The organism is Candidatus Nitrosopumilus sp. bin_32a, from assembly GCF_054095935.1.
Window position 1 is genome coordinate 25439 of record NZ_JBSWSN010000008.1, and the last position, 21629, is coordinate 47067.

The 21629-nt window shown below is 35.4% G+C and carries 18 protein-coding genes and 1 tRNA gene; 16 read left to right on the top strand and 3 right to left on the bottom strand.

Annotated features, from left to right (window positions below):
* Window positions 1-600, top strand: a complete 600-nt coding sequence (locus ACW9XH_RS08805) for a tetratricopeptide repeat protein (RefSeq protein ID WP_457760290.1) — start codon at window positions 1-3, stop codon at window positions 598-600.
* Here the strand turns inward: ACW9XH_RS08805 and dph2 are convergent, their stop codons facing one another.
* A complete protein-coding gene (gene dph2 / locus ACW9XH_RS08810) occupies window positions 601-1596 on the bottom strand; it encodes a diphthamide biosynthesis enzyme Dph2 (RefSeq protein WP_457760291.1) in 996 nt (331 codons plus the stop codon).
* An 82-nt stretch (window positions 1597-1678) separates the two neighbouring features.
* Here dph2 and ACW9XH_RS08815 point away from each other — a divergent pair, with 82 nt between their 5' ends.
* A complete protein-coding gene (locus ACW9XH_RS08815; protein WP_457760292.1) occupies window positions 1679-3010 on the top strand; it encodes a TiaS agmantine-binding domain-containing protein in 1332 nt (443 codons plus the stop codon).
* Here the strand turns inward: ACW9XH_RS08815 and ACW9XH_RS08820 are convergent.
* Window positions 3008-3082: transfer RNA gene (locus ACW9XH_RS08820), tRNA-Met, on the bottom strand. The genes ACW9XH_RS08815 and ACW9XH_RS08820 overlap by 3 nt on opposite strands.
* 82 nt (window positions 3083-3164) lie before the next feature.
* Here ACW9XH_RS08820 and ACW9XH_RS08825 point away from each other — a divergent pair.
* Genes ACW9XH_RS08825 through hisI form a run of 11 tightly spaced genes read left to right on the top strand, consistent with a single transcriptional unit; the run spans window position 3165 to window position 12915 of the window.
* Window positions 3165-4256 carry a PQQ-dependent sugar dehydrogenase gene (locus ACW9XH_RS08825; RefSeq protein ID WP_457760293.1) on the top strand — a complete coding sequence of 364 codons (1092 nt, stop codon included), beginning with the start codon at window positions 3165-3167 and terminating at the stop codon, window positions 4254-4256.
* A gap of 1 nt (window position 4257) precedes the next feature.
* Window positions 4258-5514, top strand: coding sequence for a hydroxymethylglutaryl-CoA reductase, degradative (locus tag ACW9XH_RS08830; protein ID WP_457760294.1), 1257 nt, complete (start codon window positions 4258-4260; stop codon window positions 5512-5514).
* A gap of 38 nt (window positions 5515-5552) precedes the next feature.
* Window positions 5553-6530 (top strand): ATP phosphoribosyltransferase, encoded by a 978-nt coding sequence (gene hisG / locus ACW9XH_RS08835; RefSeq protein WP_457760295.1) that lies wholly within the window; start codon window positions 5553-5555, stop codon window positions 6528-6530.
* Window positions 6530-7801, top strand: a complete 1272-nt coding sequence (hisD, locus tag ACW9XH_RS08840; RefSeq protein ID WP_457760296.1) for a histidinol dehydrogenase — start codon at window positions 6530-6532, stop codon at window positions 7799-7801. Before hisG ends, hisD begins: the two co-directional genes overlap by 1 nt.
* On the top strand, window positions 7798-8868 hold the full coding sequence (hisC, locus tag ACW9XH_RS08845) for a histidinol-phosphate transaminase (protein WP_457760297.1): 1071 nt from the start codon (window positions 7798-7800) through the stop codon (window positions 8866-8868). The genes hisD and hisC overlap by 4 nt, the downstream gene beginning before the upstream one ends.
* Entirely contained in the window at window positions 8865-9839 is a 975-nt protein-coding gene (locus ACW9XH_RS08850; protein ID WP_457760298.1) for an HAD family hydrolase, read from the top strand. Before hisC ends, ACW9XH_RS08850 begins: the two co-directional genes overlap by 4 nt.
* A 26-nt stretch (window positions 9840-9865) precedes the next feature.
* Complete coding sequence (locus ACW9XH_RS08855; RefSeq protein WP_457760299.1) at window positions 9866-10453, top strand: imidazoleglycerol-phosphate dehydratase; 588 nt, start codon at window positions 9866-9868, stop codon at window positions 10451-10453.
* The gene (gene hisH, locus ACW9XH_RS08860; RefSeq protein ID WP_457760300.1) at window positions 10453-11058 is read left to right on the top strand and encodes an imidazole glycerol phosphate synthase subunit HisH; all 606 of its coding nucleotides are present in this window, start codon (window positions 10453-10455) and stop codon (window positions 11056-11058) included. Before ACW9XH_RS08855 ends, hisH begins: the two co-directional genes overlap by 1 nt.
* Window positions 11055-11762 (top strand): 1-(5-phosphoribosyl)-5-[(5-phosphoribosylamino)methylideneamino]imidazole-4-carboxamide isomerase, encoded by a 708-nt coding sequence (hisA, locus tag ACW9XH_RS08865; RefSeq protein ID WP_457760301.1) that lies wholly within the window; start codon window positions 11055-11057, stop codon window positions 11760-11762. Before hisH ends, hisA begins: the two co-directional genes overlap by 4 nt.
* Window positions 11759-12562 (top strand): imidazole glycerol phosphate synthase subunit HisF, encoded by an 804-nt coding sequence (gene hisF, locus ACW9XH_RS08870; protein ID WP_457760302.1) that lies wholly within the window; start codon window positions 11759-11761, stop codon window positions 12560-12562. Before hisA ends, hisF begins: the two co-directional genes overlap by 4 nt.
* A gap of 23 nt (window positions 12563-12585) precedes the next feature.
* Window positions 12586-12915 carry a phosphoribosyl-AMP cyclohydrolase gene (hisI, locus tag ACW9XH_RS08875; protein ID WP_457760303.1) on the top strand — a complete coding sequence of 110 codons (330 nt, stop codon included), beginning with the start codon at window positions 12586-12588 and terminating at the stop codon, window positions 12913-12915.
* A 1-nt stretch (window position 12916) separates the two neighbouring features.
* On the opposite strand, the gene ACW9XH_RS08880 is transcribed toward hisI, so the two are convergent.
* A complete protein-coding gene (locus ACW9XH_RS08880) occupies window positions 12917-13489 on the bottom strand; it encodes a hypothetical protein (protein WP_457760304.1) in 573 nt (190 codons plus the stop codon).
* Window positions 13490-13674: 185 nt separating this feature from the next.
* On the opposite strand from ACW9XH_RS08880, the gene ACW9XH_RS08885 reads away from it, so the two are divergent.
* The 3 genes from ACW9XH_RS08885 to ACW9XH_RS08895 all read left to right on the top strand — a co-directional run bounded on the left by ACW9XH_RS08885 (window position 13675) and on the right by ACW9XH_RS08895 (window position 21562).
* The gene (locus tag ACW9XH_RS08885; protein WP_457760325.1) at window positions 13675-14889 is read left to right on the top strand and encodes a threonine synthase; all 1215 of its coding nucleotides are present in this window, start codon (window positions 13675-13677) and stop codon (window positions 14887-14889) included.
* Entirely contained in the window at window positions 14889-16220 is a 1332-nt protein-coding gene (locus ACW9XH_RS08890; protein ID WP_457760305.1) for a ThiF family adenylyltransferase, read from the top strand. Before ACW9XH_RS08885 ends, ACW9XH_RS08890 begins: the two co-directional genes overlap by 1 nt.
* A 215-nt stretch (window positions 16221-16435) precedes the next feature.
* Window positions 16436-21562 carry a beta strand repeat-containing protein gene (locus ACW9XH_RS08895; protein ID WP_457760306.1) on the top strand — a complete coding sequence of 1709 codons (5127 nt, stop codon included), beginning with the start codon at window positions 16436-16438 and terminating at the stop codon, window positions 21560-21562.
* Window positions 21563-21629 lie beyond the last annotated feature (67 nt).

A 21629-nucleotide genomic window follows, 5' to 3' on the forward strand; every position in this document is an offset into this window, starting at 1 on the left:
ATGGATGATCCAAAAACAAACTCTATTTTAGATGAAGGTAATAGATTATTTTTACAAGGCAAATTATATGAAGCAATAGAATACTATGACAAAATCTTATCTGAAAACCCTCGGCATGTAAGCTCACTGAACAATAAGGGATATGCTCTCAGCAAACTAAAAGATTTTGATAATGCCATAAAATGCTATGATGCTGCTTTACAGAGTTCTCCAGGTGATCTTTCATTATTAGTTAACAAAATTTCGTCATTTCGTAAACAGGAAAAATTTGTTGATGCATTAGCAATGTGTGATCATATACTAGGTAATAATTCAAAATATAAGATTGCACTATATCATAAAGAGCGAATTTTATTCTCAGTTGGCAATTTTGATGAATCTATCGAATGTTGTAATCAAATCTTGGATGATTATCCTGATAATGGGGATGTTTTATTTGACAAATCTTGTAGTTTTGTAATGTTGTCAAAAAATGAAGAAGCATTAGATTTACTTGAGCGTGCTATTTCTCAAGGAACAAAATACAAAATAAAAGCCAAAAAATCAAAAATATTTGAAAAATTATTAGATGATCCTAAATTTAAAAAATTAATTTTATAATTATAACCAATGTGGAATTTCTAGATATTCATCAATACTTTCTTTTCGTAAAACTTTTAGAAGTGCATTAGCCTGAGGGGTAGATAACACTGGCTTGTCAAATTGATTGTCTGTAGAAATCCTTGGGCATGCAACTTGAATGAATGCATCAATTCCTCTAAGATTGTTTAATCGCTCATTTGTAATATCTGTAAGTGCAAATAATTGAACTGCTTTCCCTTCTTTTTCTAATTCTTTTTTAAATTTCAAGCCAAATACCTTGGATAATTGCCCTTCTTTTAATCCGATGATTATTCCAAATGATTTTGCTTCTGCCGCTTTGAATATTGCTAGAGATGCTTTCTTTTTTAGCGTACGTGCAAACTCTGTCACTTCTCTTACTTCATTAAAATAAGGATCTAAAACAAATGTTGGTAAATTCGTTGATAATGCAATTCCTGCGGCATGAAAATTACTTTGTCCTAAAAATACATAGGCATCGACTTCTTTTTTTAATTCTGTAGCAGGATAAAATTCACAACCAAATACTTGGCCATCATTTAACTGTCCTTTCCCCTTTCCAATTTTCACCTTAATTCCATTTTTTGTTAAAATTTTTTCAACTCTATCCATTTGATGCAAATGTTGACTATCTGTAACTAGCGAAATCAATTTTCCTTTTAAGAGATCTGTACATTTTTCTGCAACACTATCAAATCCAACATCATCAAAAGCATCAATTAAGACTAAATTTTTTTCTAATGATTCTGTATTGATGGTATGTCCGATATTAAATTGAATTTCTGCTCCTAATATTTTTGAACCTGTTGTATTCAAATCACAAGTTCCCCATGTGGTGTCTGCTAAAACATATGCTGGTATTTCATATTTTGTTGAGATTTTAATTGCCATATCCTGAACTTGAGGTAGCATGCCATCTGGACCATTTAATGAAACTGATGCTGGTTTTTTTTCTTCTATTTCTTTAAAAATTCTTGCTTCATCTATTACAATCAATTCAGCTTGGAATACTGTGTTATTAATTTAAATCAACTGTAGCGTACAACAACTAAAAATGTCTGATTAATTAAAACAAGTCATGGAAAAGGAATCTATTCTCAATGTTGGATTTGATGATACTGATTCACCTAAAGGGATGTGCACCACCTTTCTTGCTTACAAAATCGTTGATTTACTACAAAAACAAAAAACAGAATTTTTAGATTTCCCACGTTTAATCAGATTCAATCCTAATATTCCTTGGAAAACTAGGGGAAACGGAGCAGTCTCTTTTAAAATAAAGACAAAAAACCCCTCTAAAATAAAAAACCAAATTAAAAATCTCGTTTTAAAATATTCTGATACTAAAAATGGTGCAAATCCTGGACTAGTATTTTTTGAAAGTGATACTATTCCATCTGAATTTACTAAATTTAGCAAATTAGCTTTATGGCAATTAATTAATCGCAACAATGCAAAAACATTTGCTAAAAAAAACAACCTTGAGATTCATTATCAAGGAAATGGCCAAGGATTAATCGGTGCTATAGGTGCAATTGGCTATGATTTTCATGATCATACACTAGAACTTTTGAGTTATAGAAAAAAATCAAAGTTTGGAAAAGAAAGAAAAATTTCTACGGAGAGCGTAAAAAATATGCAAGAAAAAACTTCTCCAAATACATTTAACAGCTTTGACACAAAGAAAGGTCGAGTTTTAATTACTCCTCATGGACCTGATCCTGTTTTTTATGGTGTTAGAGGTGAGAATGTGGATTCATTGATTTATGCCACCAAAATTCTAAAAACATCTGAGAAATTAGACGGATACATGATCTTCAAATCTAATCAGGGAACTGGTGATCATTTAAAAAATGAATTAAATTTTGAAAACATGAAACCTTACGCGTCTGGAAAAATTTCTGGAGTTGTATCAAATATGCCAAAAATTGTAAAAGGTGGTCATGTGTTTTTTAAAATCATTTCAAAGAACCATGAATTTTGGTGTGCTGTTTACAAACCCACTGGAATGACTGTTGTTGCGTCAAATTTACTAAAAGGAGATAAAATTATTGTTGGCGGCGGAGTCAGAAAGGCCTCTAAAAATTTCCCACGAATAATTAATCTTGAATTCCTTAATGTTGTTTCACTTGAAAAGAATACCACTTTGACTAATCCTGAGTGTAAAAAATGTAATAAAAAAATGAAATCTAAAGGCGTTAATCAAGGATTTCAGTGTGTCCGTTGTGGAAAAAAATCTTCCAAAAAAACCACTCATGAAATTTCAAGAAATATAAAAAAACAACTTTACCTTCCAAAACTTTCTGCTCACAGGCATCTAACTAGACCCTTGCAGAGAATTGGAATTGTTAACGGATCATCCAAATTCGATGATTCTCTTTCATGGTTTTGTGTTTATGAAAATAAGTAGCGGGGAGTAGATTTGAACTACTGAACTGCGGGTTATGAGCCCGCCGGGATGACCTGGCTTCCCCACCCCGCTGAACATAAATGAAGCTGAGCCGTATATACGCTTTATCAAATTCTTGAAAGTAATTAATAGGATTTTAAGTCCTCATCTTTTCGTGGATAAAAAAATTCAAGTTGCTGCAATTGTTATTGCCATTGTATTTTCAGTATTAGTTTTAACATCTCCAACTGATCCGATTCCATTACCTCTTCCAAATTCTAATTCTGAAAGTGATTTTGTAACTATTTTAGCTGAAAATCTCGATAAACCTCGTGCTATCGCTGTTTCTGATGATAGAATTTTTGTTACAGAAAAAGATGGAGCAATCAAAGTAATTCAAAACAACACCTTGCTTGAATCACCATTAGCCACATTGCGTGGTGCTGATGTATTTGATGGTGGGTTATTGGGAATTGCGTTGCATCCAAATTTTTCCACTAACCACCATCTGTATGTATTTTTGACATATGCTGAGAATGGAGATTTATGGAATAAGATTTTAAAAATTACTGAATCTGAAAATAAACTACAAAACGCAGAAGTTATTTTAGATAAAATTCCTGGCTCTTCATTTACAAATGGGGGTTTTATTAAATTTGGACCTGATGAAAAATTGTATATTGGTACAGGTACAGTCTCTGATGCATCTCATCTTCCACAAGATCTTGATTCTTTGTCTGGAAAAATTTTAAGAATAAATGATGACGGTACTTTTCCTGATGACAATCCATTTTCTAATTCTCCTATCTATTCATTAGGTCACAGAAATCCCCAAGGGATGACTTGGGATGATGATGGAAATTTGTTTGTTGCAGAATTTGGGCCAGAAAAAAATGATGAAATTAATCTAATTCAAGCAGGAAAAAACTATGGGTGGCCTGAACAACAATGTTCTGGCAATGAATCTTTTGTAGATGCCATTATTTGCTATGATCCAAGTATAGAACCCGGCGGTATCTTGTTTTACACTGGGGATTCTTTAGATTTTGAATCTTCATTCATTATGGCTTCCATGAGGGCTGCAAATCTCTATCAAGTGGATTTTGAAGAAGGACTGAGTTCACAAAAATCAATTCTTAGTGGTATAGGTCGTGTGCGTGATGTAGTGCAAGGTCCTGATGGCAGTCTTTATGTAATTACTTCAAATACTGATGGAAAAGGTTTTCCAGATAGTATGGATGATAAACTGTTGAGGATATTGAAATAAAATGCCTGATTCATCAATTTCAAAATTTTTTGAAAAATCTAGAAAAGAAAGATTGGATGTCATTGCTAATTTTGCAAATCTCTCAAATGAAGAATTGGAAATTTTACAAAATGATAATGGGGGAATTTCTTTTGATAAAGCTGATAAAATGGTTGAAAATGCCATTGGAACTTTTTCACTTCCATTAGGAATTGCTACAAATTTTAAGATTAATGGTAAGGATTACGTTGTTCCTATGGTCATTGAAGAACCATCAGTAATAGCTGCTGCGTCAAAGGGTGCCAAAGTCGCACGAATTAAGGGAGGCTTTGAAGTCTCTGCTGATGAATCTTTTAGCGTTGGCCAAATACAAATGTTAGATGTTGATATCCAATCAGCCATATTACAAATAAAAAATTCTACAAATGAAATTCTCCAATTAGCAAATTCAAAAAGTAATACTTTGTCTAAAATGGGCAAAGGTGCAAAAGAAATCTCGTGTAAAGAAATTGATGCACCTTCAGGAAAAATGCTAATTGTTGAATTACTCATTGATGTAGGTGATGCCATGGGCGCTAATGTCACAAATACCATGTGCGAAGCTGTTTCTCCTTTAATTGAAAAAATTACTGGTGGTAGAGCACTACTAAGAATACTATCTAACTATTCCACTAGACGAATGGTGAAAGCAAAAGCAGTATTTGAAAAAGAGGCTGTGGGTGGAGAACAAGTTGTTGATAATATTATTTCTGCATTTGAGTTTGCTGACAATGATGTGTATCGAGCCGTCACTCACAACAAAGGTATCATGAATGGGACCATAGCTGTTGCAAATGCTGTAGGCCAGGATAGCAGAGCAATAGAGGCTGCAGCAAATGCATATGCTGCTCAAACTGGAAAATATCGTTCTTTGAGTAAATGGAGTAAAGATGATGAGGGGAACCTGGTCGGAACTTTGGAAATGCCTCTTTCTGTAGGAATTGTGGGCGGAATTGCAAATGTTCATCCGGTAGCCAAAGTATGTGCAAAAATTCTAGGGGCAAAATCTGCTCAAGAACTTGCATGTGTGATGACTGCTACGGGATTGGCTCAGAATTATAGTGCAATTCGAGCTCTTGCAACTGAAGGAATTCAAAAAGGACACATGCGCCTTCATGCAAGGAATCTGGCAGCTGCTGCAGGTGCTACACCTGATCAAATTGATGAAATTGTTCAAAAAATGATTGAAGAAAAGAAAATTTCACTTGATAGGGCTAAAGAATTACTTGAGCAAATTTAAACATGCGATTATATACCTAAAAAGTGAAAAAATTAAAAATGTCTGATGTAAAATTTGCTATTCCAAAAGGAAGTTTGGAGGAAGCCACTTTCAAACTATTAGAAAGATCATTTACTAAAGTAAATCGAAAAAGTAGAACGTATCGAGTCTATCTAGACGATCCAAGCATTATTGTCAAAATGCTTCGTCCCCAAGAAATTCCAACATTAGTTGCAGAAGGATTGTACGATGTAGGAATCACTGGAAAGGATTGGGTGGGTGAAACAAATTCTGATGTTGAACCAATTTTAGATTTAGAGTATGGAAAAATCAGATTGGTAATTGCATTTCCTGATAAATATAGTTACAAAAATCTTGATGAAATGATTGCAGATTATGCTAAAAAGAAGAAAACCCTTAGAATTTCATCTGAATATCTTACAACAGCATCAAAATTTCTAAAACAATCAAAATCTTACAAAAAACATTATGGTTCCAAAGATCCGCTGATTGTCACTCCTTGGGTTAGACTGGGAAATAACAAAAGTGTCCAAATTCATCTATCCTTTGGTGCTACAGAGGCAAAACCACCTGAGGATGTAGATGCAATTATGGATGTTACAGAAACAGGTACGACTTTGAAACAAAATAAGCTCAAAATCGTAGATGATGTCCTTACCTCAACTGCCCATTTGATTGTAAATAAAAAATCATTAAAAGATCCTAAAAAACGTGAAAAAATATATGATATTGTGACTTTGATGAGAGGTGCAGTTCAAGGTAAGAAATTTTTACACATTTATCTAAATGTTGAAGAAAAAAATCTGAAAAAACTTTTGACACAGATGCCGTCTCTCAAAAAACCAACAATCAGTCCACTGAGCGAAGAAGGATGGTTTGGCGTAAATACGGTAATCAAAAAAGAAGAATTCCACAAACTCATTCCTAAATTACGAAAGATTGCTCAAGGTCTTGTAGTCCATGAACCTAGACAGATACTTGAACTTGAGGAAATAAAACGTGACGAAGAAAATTGATGAGAATAATTAAAGTAACTAATGTTGAACAGTTTGCGTCGAAAATACTTCCAAAACAGCCTCAAAACAACAAAACTATAGTTGAATCAATTCTAAAAGATGTTAGAAAAAACGGAGACGTTGCAATTCGTAAATATGAAAAAAAATTCAGTAAAGCAAACATATCATCATTGCGTTTAACTCAAAGTGAAATAAAAAATGCATATTCTAAAATATCTAAAACAGAACTCGGTGCACTACGATTGGCAAAAACTAGACTTGGAAAAACAGAATCCATTGTTAAATCGCTACTTAAAAACAAAATAATCAACCAGGATGGAATAAAAATTTCTAAAAAGTTTATTGCTATTCAAAGCGTTGGATGCTACATTCCTGGTGGATTAGCAAAATATCCAAGTTCTGTAATCATGTCTGTAGTTCCAGCTAAAATTGCAGGAGTAAAAAGAATCGTAGTCGTATCTCCTCCAAACTCTGATGGAAAAATTGATCCGTTAACTATAGTCAGTGCTGACATTTGTGGGGCAAATGAAATTTACAAAACAGGCGGCGTTCAATCTATTGCAGCATTATCTTTTGGAACAAAATCAATTCCTAAAGTGGATAAAATCGTAGGTCCTGGAGGTGCATTTGTTACAACTGCAAAATTTATGATAAGTGATCAGACGGGAATTGACATGCTTGCAGGTCCAACTGAATTGGGAATAATGGCAGATAATTCTGCAAATCCGAAATTTGTCGCTTTAGATTTAATATCTCAAGCTGAGCACAGCAATGACACATTTTGTTATTTGATTACTACATCAGAAAAGCTTGCAAAGTCTGTAAACAAAACAGTTTCAGAACTAATTCCGACTATCCAAAGAGGAAAAATTGCTCAATCTAGCTTAAGAAATAATGGATTTATTGGAATATGTAAAACTAATTCTGATATGATAAAACTTGCAAATATTTTAGCTCCTGAACACTTGCAAATTATGACTAAAAATTCAGAATCTGTAGCATCAAAAATTACTTCTTCAGGGCTTGTTTTGATTGGGAATAATACTCCATCATCAGCAAGTGATTACGTTCTAGGCTCAAATCATATCCTGCCAACTAATGGATTTGGAAAAATTAGGGGCTCACTTTCAGTTTTGGACTTTATCAAAGTGAACACTCAGATTACATCATCTAAAAAATCACTATCAAAAATCTCCAAATATCTTGAAGTTTTAACAAAAGCTGAAGGTCTTACAAACCACTATGAGGCAGTAAGAGGTAGATTGAATTGAAAAAAAATTGGTTTGAGGAAAAAATTAAAAAATTCAATTCAATAGGCGGTTATCAAAAACCCGAACTTGTTGAAGATTCAGTAAAACTTGATTCAAATGAGAATTATGTGATTCCAAAACAATTTCAAAACGATATACTTTCTTTGGCCAAAAAAAATTCCGACATTAGGGAATATCCTCTAGGGGGAGTTGAAAGGTTAATTGATACAATATCAAAATTTGTTAAAATTCAATCATCCATGATTGGTGTTGGAAATGGATCTGATCAAATCTTGGATTTGATTCTTTCTAATTTTGCATCAAAAGAAACCAAAGTTCTCACATCCAATCCTACATTTGGGTTTTTTGAAGAACGTTGTAAATTATACAATATACCATTAATTACAATTCCCTTTTCTGATGATATGAAATTAGACATTAAGGATTTTCTAAAGGAATCTAAAAATGCAGATATACTTTATCTTGACTCTCCAAACAATCCTACGGGTTTTCAATTTTCTAAAAATGAATTACAAAAACTTGTAAAATCTTTTGCTGGTCTTGTTATAATTGATGAGGCATATGGGGAGTTTAGTGAATATTCTCTTTCAAGCATGGTCAAGACTCAAAACAATTTGATTGTCGTTCAAACTCTTTCAAAATCATTTGGATTGGCTGGATTGAGACTGGGTTATTTTATTGCAAGCAAACAATTCACTGAAACTTTTATGAATGTTTTACAATACCCATATCCTATTAGTACAATTACAATCGAATCTGGAATCCATGCTCTGGAAAAATCAAAACTCATGAAAGATGCGATTGATAGTATCAAAACTGAAAGAAAAAGAATTATTGAAACTCTGCAATCTTTTGATGCCTTTGAAGTGTTTGATTCCAAGGCTAATTTCGTGCTTTTTGATGCTCATGGTGCCTACAAACGTGTTTATTCTGCACTTGCTGAACAGGGAATTTCAATTCGTAAACTTGGCAAAATTGGAAATCACGATGGATGTCTTAGAGTAACTGTTGGAACAAAGGAAATGAACTCAAAATTCTTACTGGCTATCCGTGATTTATTGGGATGACTTTAACAAAAAAATCTGAAGGGATCTATACAGATGATTCTCAGATTCAAATACTCGACAAAATAGATGCAGTAATTTTTGATTGCGATGGCGTATTAATTGATATTACAAAATCATATGATCTAGCAATAACAAAAACAACCCAATATGTTTTGAAAAATCTAGCAAAAATTGATTCATCCATTGACGTTGATTTTAAAATTATTGATGGGTTCAAATCCACTGGAGGATTTAATGATGAGGTTGATTTGACTTATGCTGCTATAATCTCCATTGTTGCTGCCAAAAAATTAGAAAAAGATCAAACCAGTTTTATCTTCGATGTAATTCAAAACTCTGATTCTAGCGGAATTATATCTGTAGAAAAATATATTGAAAATCAAATTGATATATCTGATATTAAAAAACAACTATCCTACCCTGGAACTCATCATGACAATCCTTTGTATCGTATATTTGATCAAATTTTTTATGGACCGGAATTGTATCAGAAATTATTTAACAATGCTTCAAACTTTTCTGAACCTGGTCTAATTGAGCAAGATGATGTAATTCTAAATGACATTTTATTTGAAAAATTACAGAAAAAATTTAATTCAAAAATTGCCATGGTCACTGGAAGAGGAAAAGAATCTGTAAGATATTCTTTAAAATCACTATTGGCAAAATTTAATTTATCAAATTCCATGTTTCTTGAGGATGAACCGCGTGAACTTGCAAAACCTAATCCAAAATCTCTTTTAAACTCAATTCAAGGAATGAATTGCACTTTGACTCTCTATGTTGGAGATTCTATGGAGGATTTTATTATGGCCAAAAGAACTACTGATTTAGGACATAAGACCATATTTTGTGGAATTATTGGCACTAGTAAAAATCCACAAGAGAAATTGGAACTATTTGAGAAAAATGATGCTATTTTGGCACTGGATTCAATCCATCTGTTACCAAAGGTATTAAATTTAGAATGATGGAAATTACATAATCTGTGAGAAAAATGGCACCACGAAAGACATCAATTAAACGAAATACAAAAGAAACCAGCGTTTCTGTATCTGTGAATCTTGATGGATCGGGTAAGACATCTATTAAAACTGGAATAAAATTCCTTGATCACTTGATTGTATCATTTGGAACACATGGAATGATGGATCTTAAAGTTGATGCAAAATCAAATGATGGTATAGAACACCACTTGATTGAAGACACTGCAATTACAATGGGCCAAACAATTGACAAAGCACTAAGTTCTAGACGTGGAATTACTAGATTCAGCTATGCTTCTGTTCCAATGGATGAATCTCTTGCTGAGGCTTCAATTGATCTAGTAAAACGTCCATTTTGGAAATTGACATTGTTAATCAAACGAAATAAAATTGAGGATGTATCAAAAGAGGATCTTGAACATTTCTTCCAATCGTTATTACAAAATCTCAACAGCTGTATCCACCTCACTGTAAAGTATGGAGATAATGATCATCACAAAGTAGAGGCTGCCATAAAATCACTTGCAGTTGCATTAAGAAATGCATCATCATTAGATAAAAAACAAAAAGGAATTCCAAGTACAAAAGGTTCAATGTAATGACAAGTGTTGCAATTTTTGATTATGGCGCTGGAAATATTTTCAGTCTGAAAAATTCACTTGAAAAAGTAGGAGCTACAGTTGATGTGATAACAAATTTTGATGATGCAAATATTTATTCTGGATTGCTACTTCCAGGTGTAGGCAATTTTGATCCTGCTATGAATAGTATTAGAAATTTTTCCAAGATTCAATTTAAAGAATATGTTGAAAACATGCCTGTTCTAGGTATTTGTCTTGGAATGGAAATGTTTTTTGAAAAAAGTGAAGAAGGAAAAGAGAAAGGCCTGAATGTCATTGATGGTGAAGTAATTATCCTTCCATCTTCGATGAAAGTGCCACACATGGGATGGAATAATCTAGAAATAAAAAAACCTGGAAAAATTCTTGAAGGAGTAAAAGACGGTTCATGGGCATACTTTGTTCATTCGTATAGAGTAAAACCTGAATCAAATGATGTCATAACTGCTGAATCTGATTATGGAATTAAAGTACCAGCTGTAGTGGAATATGATAATTTCTATGGTACACAATTTCATCCTGAAAAATCAAGTACTATAGGAAAAATAATGTTGGAGAATTTTCTAAAAGAGTGCAGAAAATGAAAATAATTCCTGCAATTGATCTAATGGATGGCAAAGTCGTTAGATTGTACAAGGGGGATCCTAACCAAAAAACCGTATACAGTGACGATCCTGTGAACATTGCAAAAAAATGGGAATCTGCAGGTGCAGACATTCTTCATTTAGTTGATCTGGATGCAACTCTTGGGATTGGCTCTAATCTCGATATGATTAAAAAAATTCTCAAATCTGTTTCAATTCCAGTTGAAGTTGCTGGAGGTTTGCGAGATAGATCACTAGTTTTAGATGTTGCAAAATTATCTGAACGAATTGTACTGGGAACTTTGGCATTCAAAGATAAGTCATTATTGAAATCATTATTGTCTGAACTGGGAGCAGAAAAAATTGTAATTTCAGTTGATCATAAAGATGGAGAAATTGTAATTCATGGTTGGCAAAAAGATACTGGGATTAAATTAATTCCTGCAATTAATGAATTTCTAGAAATGGGTTTTACTGAATTTTTACTAACAAATGTTAGTCGCGATGGCACTATGGAGGGACCAGACTTGGAATTTTTAGAGCAAGCATGCAACTTGTCTAATGCAAATGTTATTGCAAGTGGAGGGATTTCTAATATTTCTGATGTTAAAGATGTAAAAGAAAAAAATGCATTTGGAGTAATTCTTGGTAAAGCACTATATGAGAATAAAATTTCAATTCAAGAGGCAAAAAAATTATCATGACATTGACTAAACGAATAATTCCTTGCTTGGATGTAAAAAACGGTAGAGTCGTCAAGGGATTAAACTTTGAATCAATTAAGGACGCAGGAGATCCTGTGGAATTGGCAGAAAAATACAGTAATGAAGGTGCAGATGAGCTAGTTTTTTTAGACATTACTGCATCTGACGAACAACGAAAAACAATCAAAGACTTGGTTAGAAAAGTAGCTTCTGTAATTGATATCCCGTTTACCGTAGGTGGTGGGGTTAAATCTCTAGAAGATGCAAGAAATATTTTGCTTAATGGTGCTGATAAAGTCGGAATCAATACTGGCGCAATAAAAAATCCCAAAATTATTACAGAATTAATGGAATTGTTTGGACGTCAATGCGTTGTGATTGCTGTTGATGCAAAAAGGAATTACAACATTGACGACTCAAAAAATATTTTTACTGAAAATGATAAACAGTTTTGGTTTGAAGTTTTCATTTATGGTGGAAAAGAAGGGACTGGAATGGATGTTATTCAATGGGTTAAAGATGCTGAAAAATTAGGTGCTGGCGAGATTCTTCTTACTAGTATTGACAAGGATGGAACCAAAGACGGATATGATATTTTACTGACTAAAAATGTCGTTGATTCTGTAACTATTCCTGTCATTGCTTCAGGAGGTTGTGGAAAACCTGATGATATGATTAATGTTTTCAAGGAAACGAATGTCGATGCGGCATTAGCTGCCTCGATATTTCACTATGAGACGCATGGAGTAAATGGCGTAAAGTCATACTTGAAAGACAGAGACATTCCTGTAAGATTATAATAGCTAATTTCACATTTCTCACTATGGAAAAATCTATTGATGAGTTAGATTTTGAGAAGAGTGGAGGTCTTGTACCTGTAATTGTTCAGGATGCAAATACAAAAGATGTTTTGACATTAGCATATGCAAATAAAGAATCCCTAGCACTTGCAAAAAAAACTGGAAACTCTTGGTTTTGGAGTCGTTCAAGAAATAAGCTTTGGATGAAAGGAGAAGAATCTGGAAATACTCAAAAAATTAGAGAAATTTTAGTTGATTGTGATTCTGATGCTATTATTTATCTAGTTGAACCATCTGGTCCTGCATGCCATACTGGTGAAAGAGTTTGCTTTCATAATTCTTTAGAAAAATAAATCAGCATACTGGTTCGTAATCATCTTCATCACCTGGAAGAATATCTTTAGTAATTTTAAATTCTAAGTTAGGATAATCTGTTCCTCTAAAAACAACTCTCCAATCACCTACAAAATCATCTGCAGAACAAAACCCTTTCGCCTTTGAAAGTTGTGGTTGTAAATAGTAATTGAATGCTGAATTATCAGAGCCATCAAATGGTATTGTCAGATAAACTTCATAGTGAGTGGTGTTTAGTGGTCTAAGAAATGCCACTTGACCCTTTTCATCAAATCCCAATCCCCCAGTTCTGAGAAAAATTTTTTCCCCCAAAACATATTCACTTCGATCAATTTGAAATGGTCCTGAAGTTATCCACTCTCTTTCTTTTGGCGAATATTCATTTTCTAAATTTATTTTCTCAATACTATCTAATTTTTCTTGAATTTCTGGAGTGATTTCTTCTTCTGGGTGTAATTCTTTATTTAGAGTATCTTCAACCTCCATAGAATTTGACTCTTGATTTGTTATTACAATGATTCCTACTATTATGATAATTCCTATAATGATTGGAATTGCAATTTTGTTATTCACAAAATTACACTTGCAAAAATATCTAAAAACCTTCCTCATGATTGATAATTTCAAAAAAATCTGATTTTTCCTATTTTTCCCCGTATGTTGATTAGTATTCACTATATTTTTTAACCATTAAAATTAAGTATTACTTAACTTGATATTAGGATTTTTTATCTGTGTTTTCATAGGATCTATTGATCTTGACTAGAACCTCGCTCCAATGCAGAGAATGTAAAAAAGAATATGACACTGCTTTCAAGTATGTGTGTGAAGACTGCTTTGGACCACTTGATGTAAAATATAATTTCCCTAAATTAACAAAAGAGACATTCACAAATCGTGAGCATACCTACTGGAGATACTTTGAATTACTTCCAATAGAGAACAAATCAAATATAGTTAGCATTGGTGCTGGAATGACTCCTCTTATCAAGGCTGATAATCTTGGAAAAAAATTAGGATTAAACAATCTTTACATAAAAAATGATTCTGTAAACCCTACATTTTCATTCAAAGACAGACCAGCTGGAGTTGCAATATCCAAAGCCAAAGAATTTGGATTGTCAGCAGTTGGGTGTGCATCTACTGGTAATTTAGCATCAGCAACTGCAGCACATGCAGCTAAAGCCGGATTGCCATGCCATGTATTTGCACCAAGTAATATCGAGATGGCAAAGATTACACAGGCGTTGTCATACGGTGCAAACTATATCGCAGTTGATGGAACATACGATGATGCAAACAGAATTGCAGCACAAATTGGTGACAGTAAAGGGATTGGCATAGTAAACATTAACATGCGTTCTCACTATGTAGAAGGCTCTAAAACATTCTCATACGAAGTTGCAGAACAACTTGACTGGCAAGTACCTGATCAATTGATAGTTCCAGTTGGTAGTGGTGCCATGCTTAATGCAATTTGTAAAGGCTTTGAAGAGTTACAAACTGTATCATTGCTAAATGATGTATCCAACATGCACATGATTGCAGCACAACCACACGGATGTGCGCCAATCGTTGATGCATTTAAGAAAAATTCTAAAGAAGTGATTCCTGTTGAAAATCCTGACACTATTGCAAAAAGTTTAGCAATAGGTGATCCTGGAGATGGAAGATATGTTTTGAAGAGATTGGCACAGTATAATGGATTTGCTGAAGAATGCAACAATAAGGAAATTCTTGATGCAATATTGTTACTTGCACAAACTGAAGGGATATTTACAGAGCCTGCAGGTGGAGTATCTGTTGCTATTCTTCAAAAAATGGTTGAGCAAGGAAAGATTGACAAAAACGATAAAGTGGTATGTTATGTGACTGGTAATGGTCTAAAGGCAACTGAATCAATTATGGAAGTTTTGAAGAAACCCACAGTAATGAAGGCAGACATTGAAGAAATTTCGGCGGTAGTAAACTAATGGCAAATATTACATTTACAGTCCCATCGGTACTAAATCAAAGCGGTGGAGAAAAAAAGGTAGAAATCTCTACTGAATCGTTAACTGATGCGTTTGTAAAAATTTCAGAAATTATGGGTGATGATTTTAAGCGGAGAGTATTGGAAGGTGATGGAACCCCGCGATCCCTGATTAATGTTTACATTAATGGAAAGAATTCAAAATTTTCTGACGGTATGAATACTATTCTAAATGACGGTGATGAAGTTTACATATTGCCAGCAGTAGCTGGTGGTTCTGAAGAACTTTCTCCAAAAGAATTGGATAAATTTTCAAGACAAGTGATGCTTGAAGAAATTGGATATGGTGGTCAATTAAAATTAAAAAATGCCAAAGTCTGTGTTGTTGGAACAGGCGGTTTGGGACATCCAATAATATCTAGACTAGCTACAATGGGAGTTGGAACTTTACGCATTGTTGATAGAGATGTGATAGAATTATCAAATCTGCACAGGCAAATGATGTTTGATGAAGATGATGTTGGCCAAGTCAAAGTTGAAGTGGCTGCAAAAAAATTACAGAAACTAAACCCTGATTGTAAAATTGAAGCACTAGCTGTGTCTGTAAATGACTATACTGCATTAGAAGTTGTTGAAGGTTGCGATGTTGTAATTGATGCACTCGACAGTGTCAATGCAAGATATGCATTAAACAAAGCATGTGTAAAGTTTGAGATTCCTTTTGTTACAGGAGCTGCAGTTGGAACATCTGGACAAGCCTTTACTATTCTACCAAAAAAATCTGCATGTTACTATTGCATGTTCCCTGAATTAGATGAGGACACAATGCCAACATGCAGTATTGAAGGAGTCCATCCACCAATACTTTCCATTATTGGTGCAATTGAAGTTGCAGAAGCCGTTAAAATAATACTCGGAAAAACTCCAAATCTTTCTCAAAGAATTTTACATGTAGATTTAGAAAACTTGGATTTTAATTTCACCAGAACATTCAGAGCTGAGGAATGTCCAATTTGTGGAACAGGAAAACTCGAAGTTATACAAAAAGAAGAATTAATCTTGGAAGAATTATGTGGACGCAATCGCGGTAAGAGGACCTATTCTATTACCCCGACTGAAACATTTGATGTTGATGCAGATATTGTAACTCGTATTGCAAAGGAAAAAGGATTCATTGTAGAAAATCAAGGAAATCTTGGATTGTCAATGAGGACTAGTGATTTGTCTGTAAGCTTTATGAAGAAAGGATCTGCTGTTGTCGTAGGTACCAAGGATGAATCTGATGCCATATCATTATACAAGAGTCTGCTAGGTAGAGAGATCAAGGCGTAAAATAGTCTGTAAAAATTACATAAATTATCAGTAAAATGTAAAAATTATGTGGATCAATCAATATTTTATGAGTTAAAATATGATTATAATGGTAAAATGATCTAGAATATTTATTAATTTTATAAATTTAATAGAAAAATTACAAAAAATGATTCAATTGTGGACAATTCGTCCATTAGTCTTATATACAAATTTTAGTGAAAATAGCCAATAACATGAATAACGAAATAGGACGTAAAATAACTAGTCTTACATTAATGACAATTATGTTAGCAGGCGGTATGACCGTTGCATTCCCAGGAATGACACCAATGGCACATGCAGCCAACGCTAACCTATTTGTTTCCGCAGAAAACTCACAGTTTGATAACTACATGTCAGGACCTCAAGTAATTGAGGTCGTTGTCATAGATTCTGATATCAATGATACAGATCAAGCAAAAGGTGAACCAGACGTTACAGTAAACGGCAAGATCCTGAGAATGGCTCAAGCTGTAGACGGTAACTGGTATGGTTACTTTGCTGATAAAGACATGGCAGCAATTGCCGATTCTACAACTGGTGCCACTAATGGTTCTGGTTTAGACTTTGGTGAATTTTGTGATGCAAGCTTCACTTCTAACTTAGGTGGTACAAACTCTACTGTAACATTCACTGATACAAACGGTGTTGCACTACCTGAAGACGGTCTAACCAACGGTGCCGATGGTACTGGTGCAGGCCAAACATTCCCTGACTGTACAAATATCACAGTAAATACTGCTGATGGTACTAACAGTAACAATGTTGTTAGAGAATTCAAAACCCTAAACGCCGGCGCTTCAATATCTGGAGCAGTCGGACAAATTGGTCTTGATGATGCTGTATGGCCTGTCATTCAACTGTATACTCTAAACCCAACTGGTAACGTTGTCGTACAGTACAACAAAGGTGGTGGTGCTCAATCAGTAACACTAACCTTTGATTCTGTTGATCAATTTGCCAGTGCAAGTTTAGATAGATCCGTGTATCCTCAAAGATCACAGATCCATGCAACGATTACAGATCTATGGTTAAACATTGACCCAACTGATGAAGACTCTTGGACATTTGGTACTAACTCAGCCAACGCAACAAGCCATGGCCCTTACTACCAAGTATTCAATGAAAACGGTCAAACCGGCGGTGCAGCAATTAACATTAAATCAAAAATCAGTAGCCTCATGTGTGAGGATAACTGTAATATGATTGTTAATCCAAACACCCAAGGTGCAGCCAACAATGTTCTTACCATACAGGACAATGCTGATAGTGTCTTAAATCAGCTAAATACAACTGCTACTGCCAACAATGCAACCGCATTTGGTGTAGCAATTGCAACAGCTAACTTAGGAACAGGATCAGTACCTGTAACAATAACAGAACAAGGTCCAAACAGTGGTGTATTTGGTACATATGATGAATCAGATGTATCAGTACTAAAAGTCACTAGCAATGCAGCAAGGGGAACCTCTGCAACTATTGATTACAATGAAACACCAACAACAGTACTTGTAGGATTCGGATTTGCAACAATTGATATCCAACCAACTGATGACGAATGGAACTCTGGTGAAGAGATTCCTGTAGTCCTCGTTGACAGTGATGCAAACAAAAACAGCAGAGCAGATGAAGATCTTGATTTGAATGATCCAAACGTTACATTGATTCCATCATTAGTAACTGGCGATCCATTCACATTAGGTGAAGGCAGCAACTCTACAAAGGTAATTTATGCCAATGTTACAGCTGTACCATCACTTGGTATCACCGTCAATAACACAAACATCACTGCACCAATTACTTTGGCTGTAGATTCTTTCTCCAAAATAGGAAGAGTTCAAGCAAGTAACACTGTTGCAAATGGTGCTAATGCTATTGTCATAGACTTCCAAACCACATTAGGTGACTTAAGAAGTACTCTTGGTAACACCAACAGTACTGCAACTGAACGTCTAGAAGGATTTAACTTCCTTAACATGGACGTCAGAAGCTTTAACTCAACTGGTGTATACTCTGTATACTTACTCAACGCAACTACAAACATTATTGAAACCAATGGTAGCATTGACGCTACCGTTGGTAAAGTATTGCTTGCAAGTGGATTAAGTGCACAAACAGGTTTGGTCAGTTTGAATACCACGGCTATCAACAATGCAATTTTCGACGAAGACTTTAGTGACAGCAGAGTAGTTGGCGCACTTATCTATGAAACTGGTACATCTTTGAATAATATTCAAAACGTATCAAGTACATCAAGTGCTGATCCAATTGTTCTAGACTTCTTCTCATTTGGTTTCTACAATGATGGTTTGGAAGCAGACGAAAGAGTTGCTAACCAAATAATCAGAATTGAAGCCGAAGAAACAGGTGATAATACAAGTACCTTTGCAGGTAGCTTGGAATACACCATGATTAATCAGTTAAACATTCGTGATGTTAGCACATACACCTCATTATCTCCAATTGCCAATGATCCAACTTTCATTGTAATTGAAGATCTCACAGATGAAGATTCACCAAGAGTCAACTATAACGACTTAGGTGCAGATGGTGTTACAACACAAGTTGCTGATCAAGAAGAAGCTCCAAGTCACTCAGGTGTCGTATCATTTGACGCAAGTAGTTACAAGAATGCTGACACAGTTACAATTACACTCGAAGACTTAGACCTTAACGTAGACTCTGATCTTATTGATATCTATACAGTAGTTCTCAATACTGGTGATCCAAACAGGGATGTTGTTGGAAGTGGTGCAGTAAGCACTGTTACAGCATTAAACAATGGTACATCCATTGCTCTCTCTAATGGCGACCAACTAGGTAGACTATTGGATGTCACATTTGATGACCAACTTTGGACAGCCAAGAATACTTGTAGCCTAGCTTCAGGTATTGATGCTGGTTTAGGTGCAACTGGTTTCACATTAATTGAAACCGGACCTGAAACTGGTATCTTTATTGGTGACTTCCAAATCCCAACAGCATGGTGTAGATCAGGTGCAACAACATCTGAATCTGTAACCGGTCTCGATATTGAAGTCAACTATGTTGACTTTAGAGATGCTTCTGGTGAAGTCATTGAAGTAGGTGATGCCGCAGGAGTGCGTGCAAACACAGGTTCAGTAAGTCTAGATAGAACAGTCTATCCGGTACCATTTGGTACTCCGGCTAGATATGACACCAACGATAAGACTACTCCAGCATCTAGATCTCTATTCCCAATACATCAATCAGGAATGGATACAGCAGGTACCACTAGGTCATCTGCAGGTCTACAATCTGGTGAATTCTTAGAGAAAGGTGGCTTGACTATCCACGTTAGAGTCAACGATCCAGACTTTGATACTTCCGCAAGTGGTGAAGACTTCATTAATCAAAACACAACCAGTACTAAAGTAGGACCTGTAAAGGTCTCTGTTATCAGAGGCGCTTCACAAGTAGTCCTAGGTTATGCAGGTGGTGATGCTAAATTGAATGGTCCAATTGACGTTGCTAATAACAACGCCAAAGCAGCCAGACAATTCGGTCCAATGAATGAAATCGCACCAGATGCAGGAATATTTGAGACTGATATCGTAATAAGATATACTGACGGTCCAGCAAGCAGCACATGTCCAGTTACTGACAACTTTATCCCAATTAACGGCGACGCTAATAATGGTAATAATGCAGTAACTAGCAGATTTGACGCAACCCCAGCAAGCGGTACTAATTATTGTATTTTACAAGGAGATATTCTCCAAGTAGAATACACTGATCCGGCCGATGCTTCAGGTGATGTCAATACTGTAACAGACTCTGCTACTTTTGACCTAAGAAACGGTGTAATTCAATCTGACAAATCAGTTTACATTATCGGATCCGATATGATCTTGACCCTCATTGAACCAGACTTAGATTTGGACAATGACCAGGCTGAGACATATGACTTGGACTTGATTGAATGGGACTCTGATGCCGCAACCGTCACCATGGGTGACGCTGACGGCCAAGGAGCCGCATTTGACCCAGAACCACTTAACTTTAGAGAAACAGGTGACTCTACTGGTATCTTCCAGATAGTCATCGAGATTCCTCAAGAATTAGATGGTGATAACTTAGAAAGAGGAGAAGAAATTATCCTCGAGTATACAGATTGGGGTCCATCAGGAGCTGACTTTGTAGGTAACGAAGACGAAGATGTCAACTTGACAATCTTCACTTCAAACTTTGGCGCAACTGTAGAGCTTGACCAAAAAGTTTACACATGGACTGATAAAGTATACATTACCATTGTCGCACCAGATCACAACTTTGACGGCAACTTAGTTGACGAAATTGGAGATACTGATAAAGACCCAATAAAGGTCTCAACCAGAGGATTCAATATTGACAACTATAAACTCGTCGAAACTGGTACTGATACAGGTATCTTCACAGGTGAAGTAATCCTAACAGGATTTGCTCACGATGCTGATGGTATCACAGGTGATGATACTAATCCAAGAACATCTGCTGATGGCTCCGGCCCAACAGATGGATACCTCCAAACCGATGACGATGACGGACTTACTGTCTCCTTTGAATTCTCAGAGGATGAAACTGTAGTCGGTTCATCACTTATCAGATGGAATATTGGTGAAGTTCAGTGGCTTGAAGCAAGCTATCCAGCTAGCGGAACAGGTGTTGTAAGAGTAATTGATCCAGACATGAACTTAGATCCAGAATCAGTCGACAACTTCGATGTCGACGTGTGGTCTGACTCCGATGCCGGAGGTATTGACCTTACTGTAACTGAGACTAATGAGGCAACTGGAATATTCGAGGGTACTGTATTCTTTACAGTTACTGACGAATCTTCTGGTCACAGACTCAGAGTCGCAGAAGGTGACACTGTCACCGCAGAATATGAGGACAATACATTACCAGATCCGTACACAACTGCAGATGAACTTGATATTACTGCCACTTCACTAATCGGCACTGTAGTACCACCTCTCGAGAGAGCACCAGCTGCTAACTTGAGAACCGTTGATGCATTCGGTAACAGTTTAGATACTGTCTCCGTTGACCAACAGGTACAAATCAGCGCTGACTTAGCAAATGGTCAGGATAGAGAGCAAGCATTCGCATACTTGGTACAGATCCAGGATGGCAATGGTGTCACAGTATCACTCGCATGGATTACAGGTTCACTATCTGCTGGTCAATCATTCAGCCCGGCATTATCATGGATTCCAACACAAGCAGGAACTTACACAGCAACTGCATTTGTATGGGAATCAGTAGATAATCCAACGGCATTATCACCACCAGTCAGTACAACCGTAACTGTACAATAAGTAAGATAACTAGTTCTAATTTTCCTTTTTTTCTTTTTTTTGAATACCTCTTAACGAAAGTTATGCA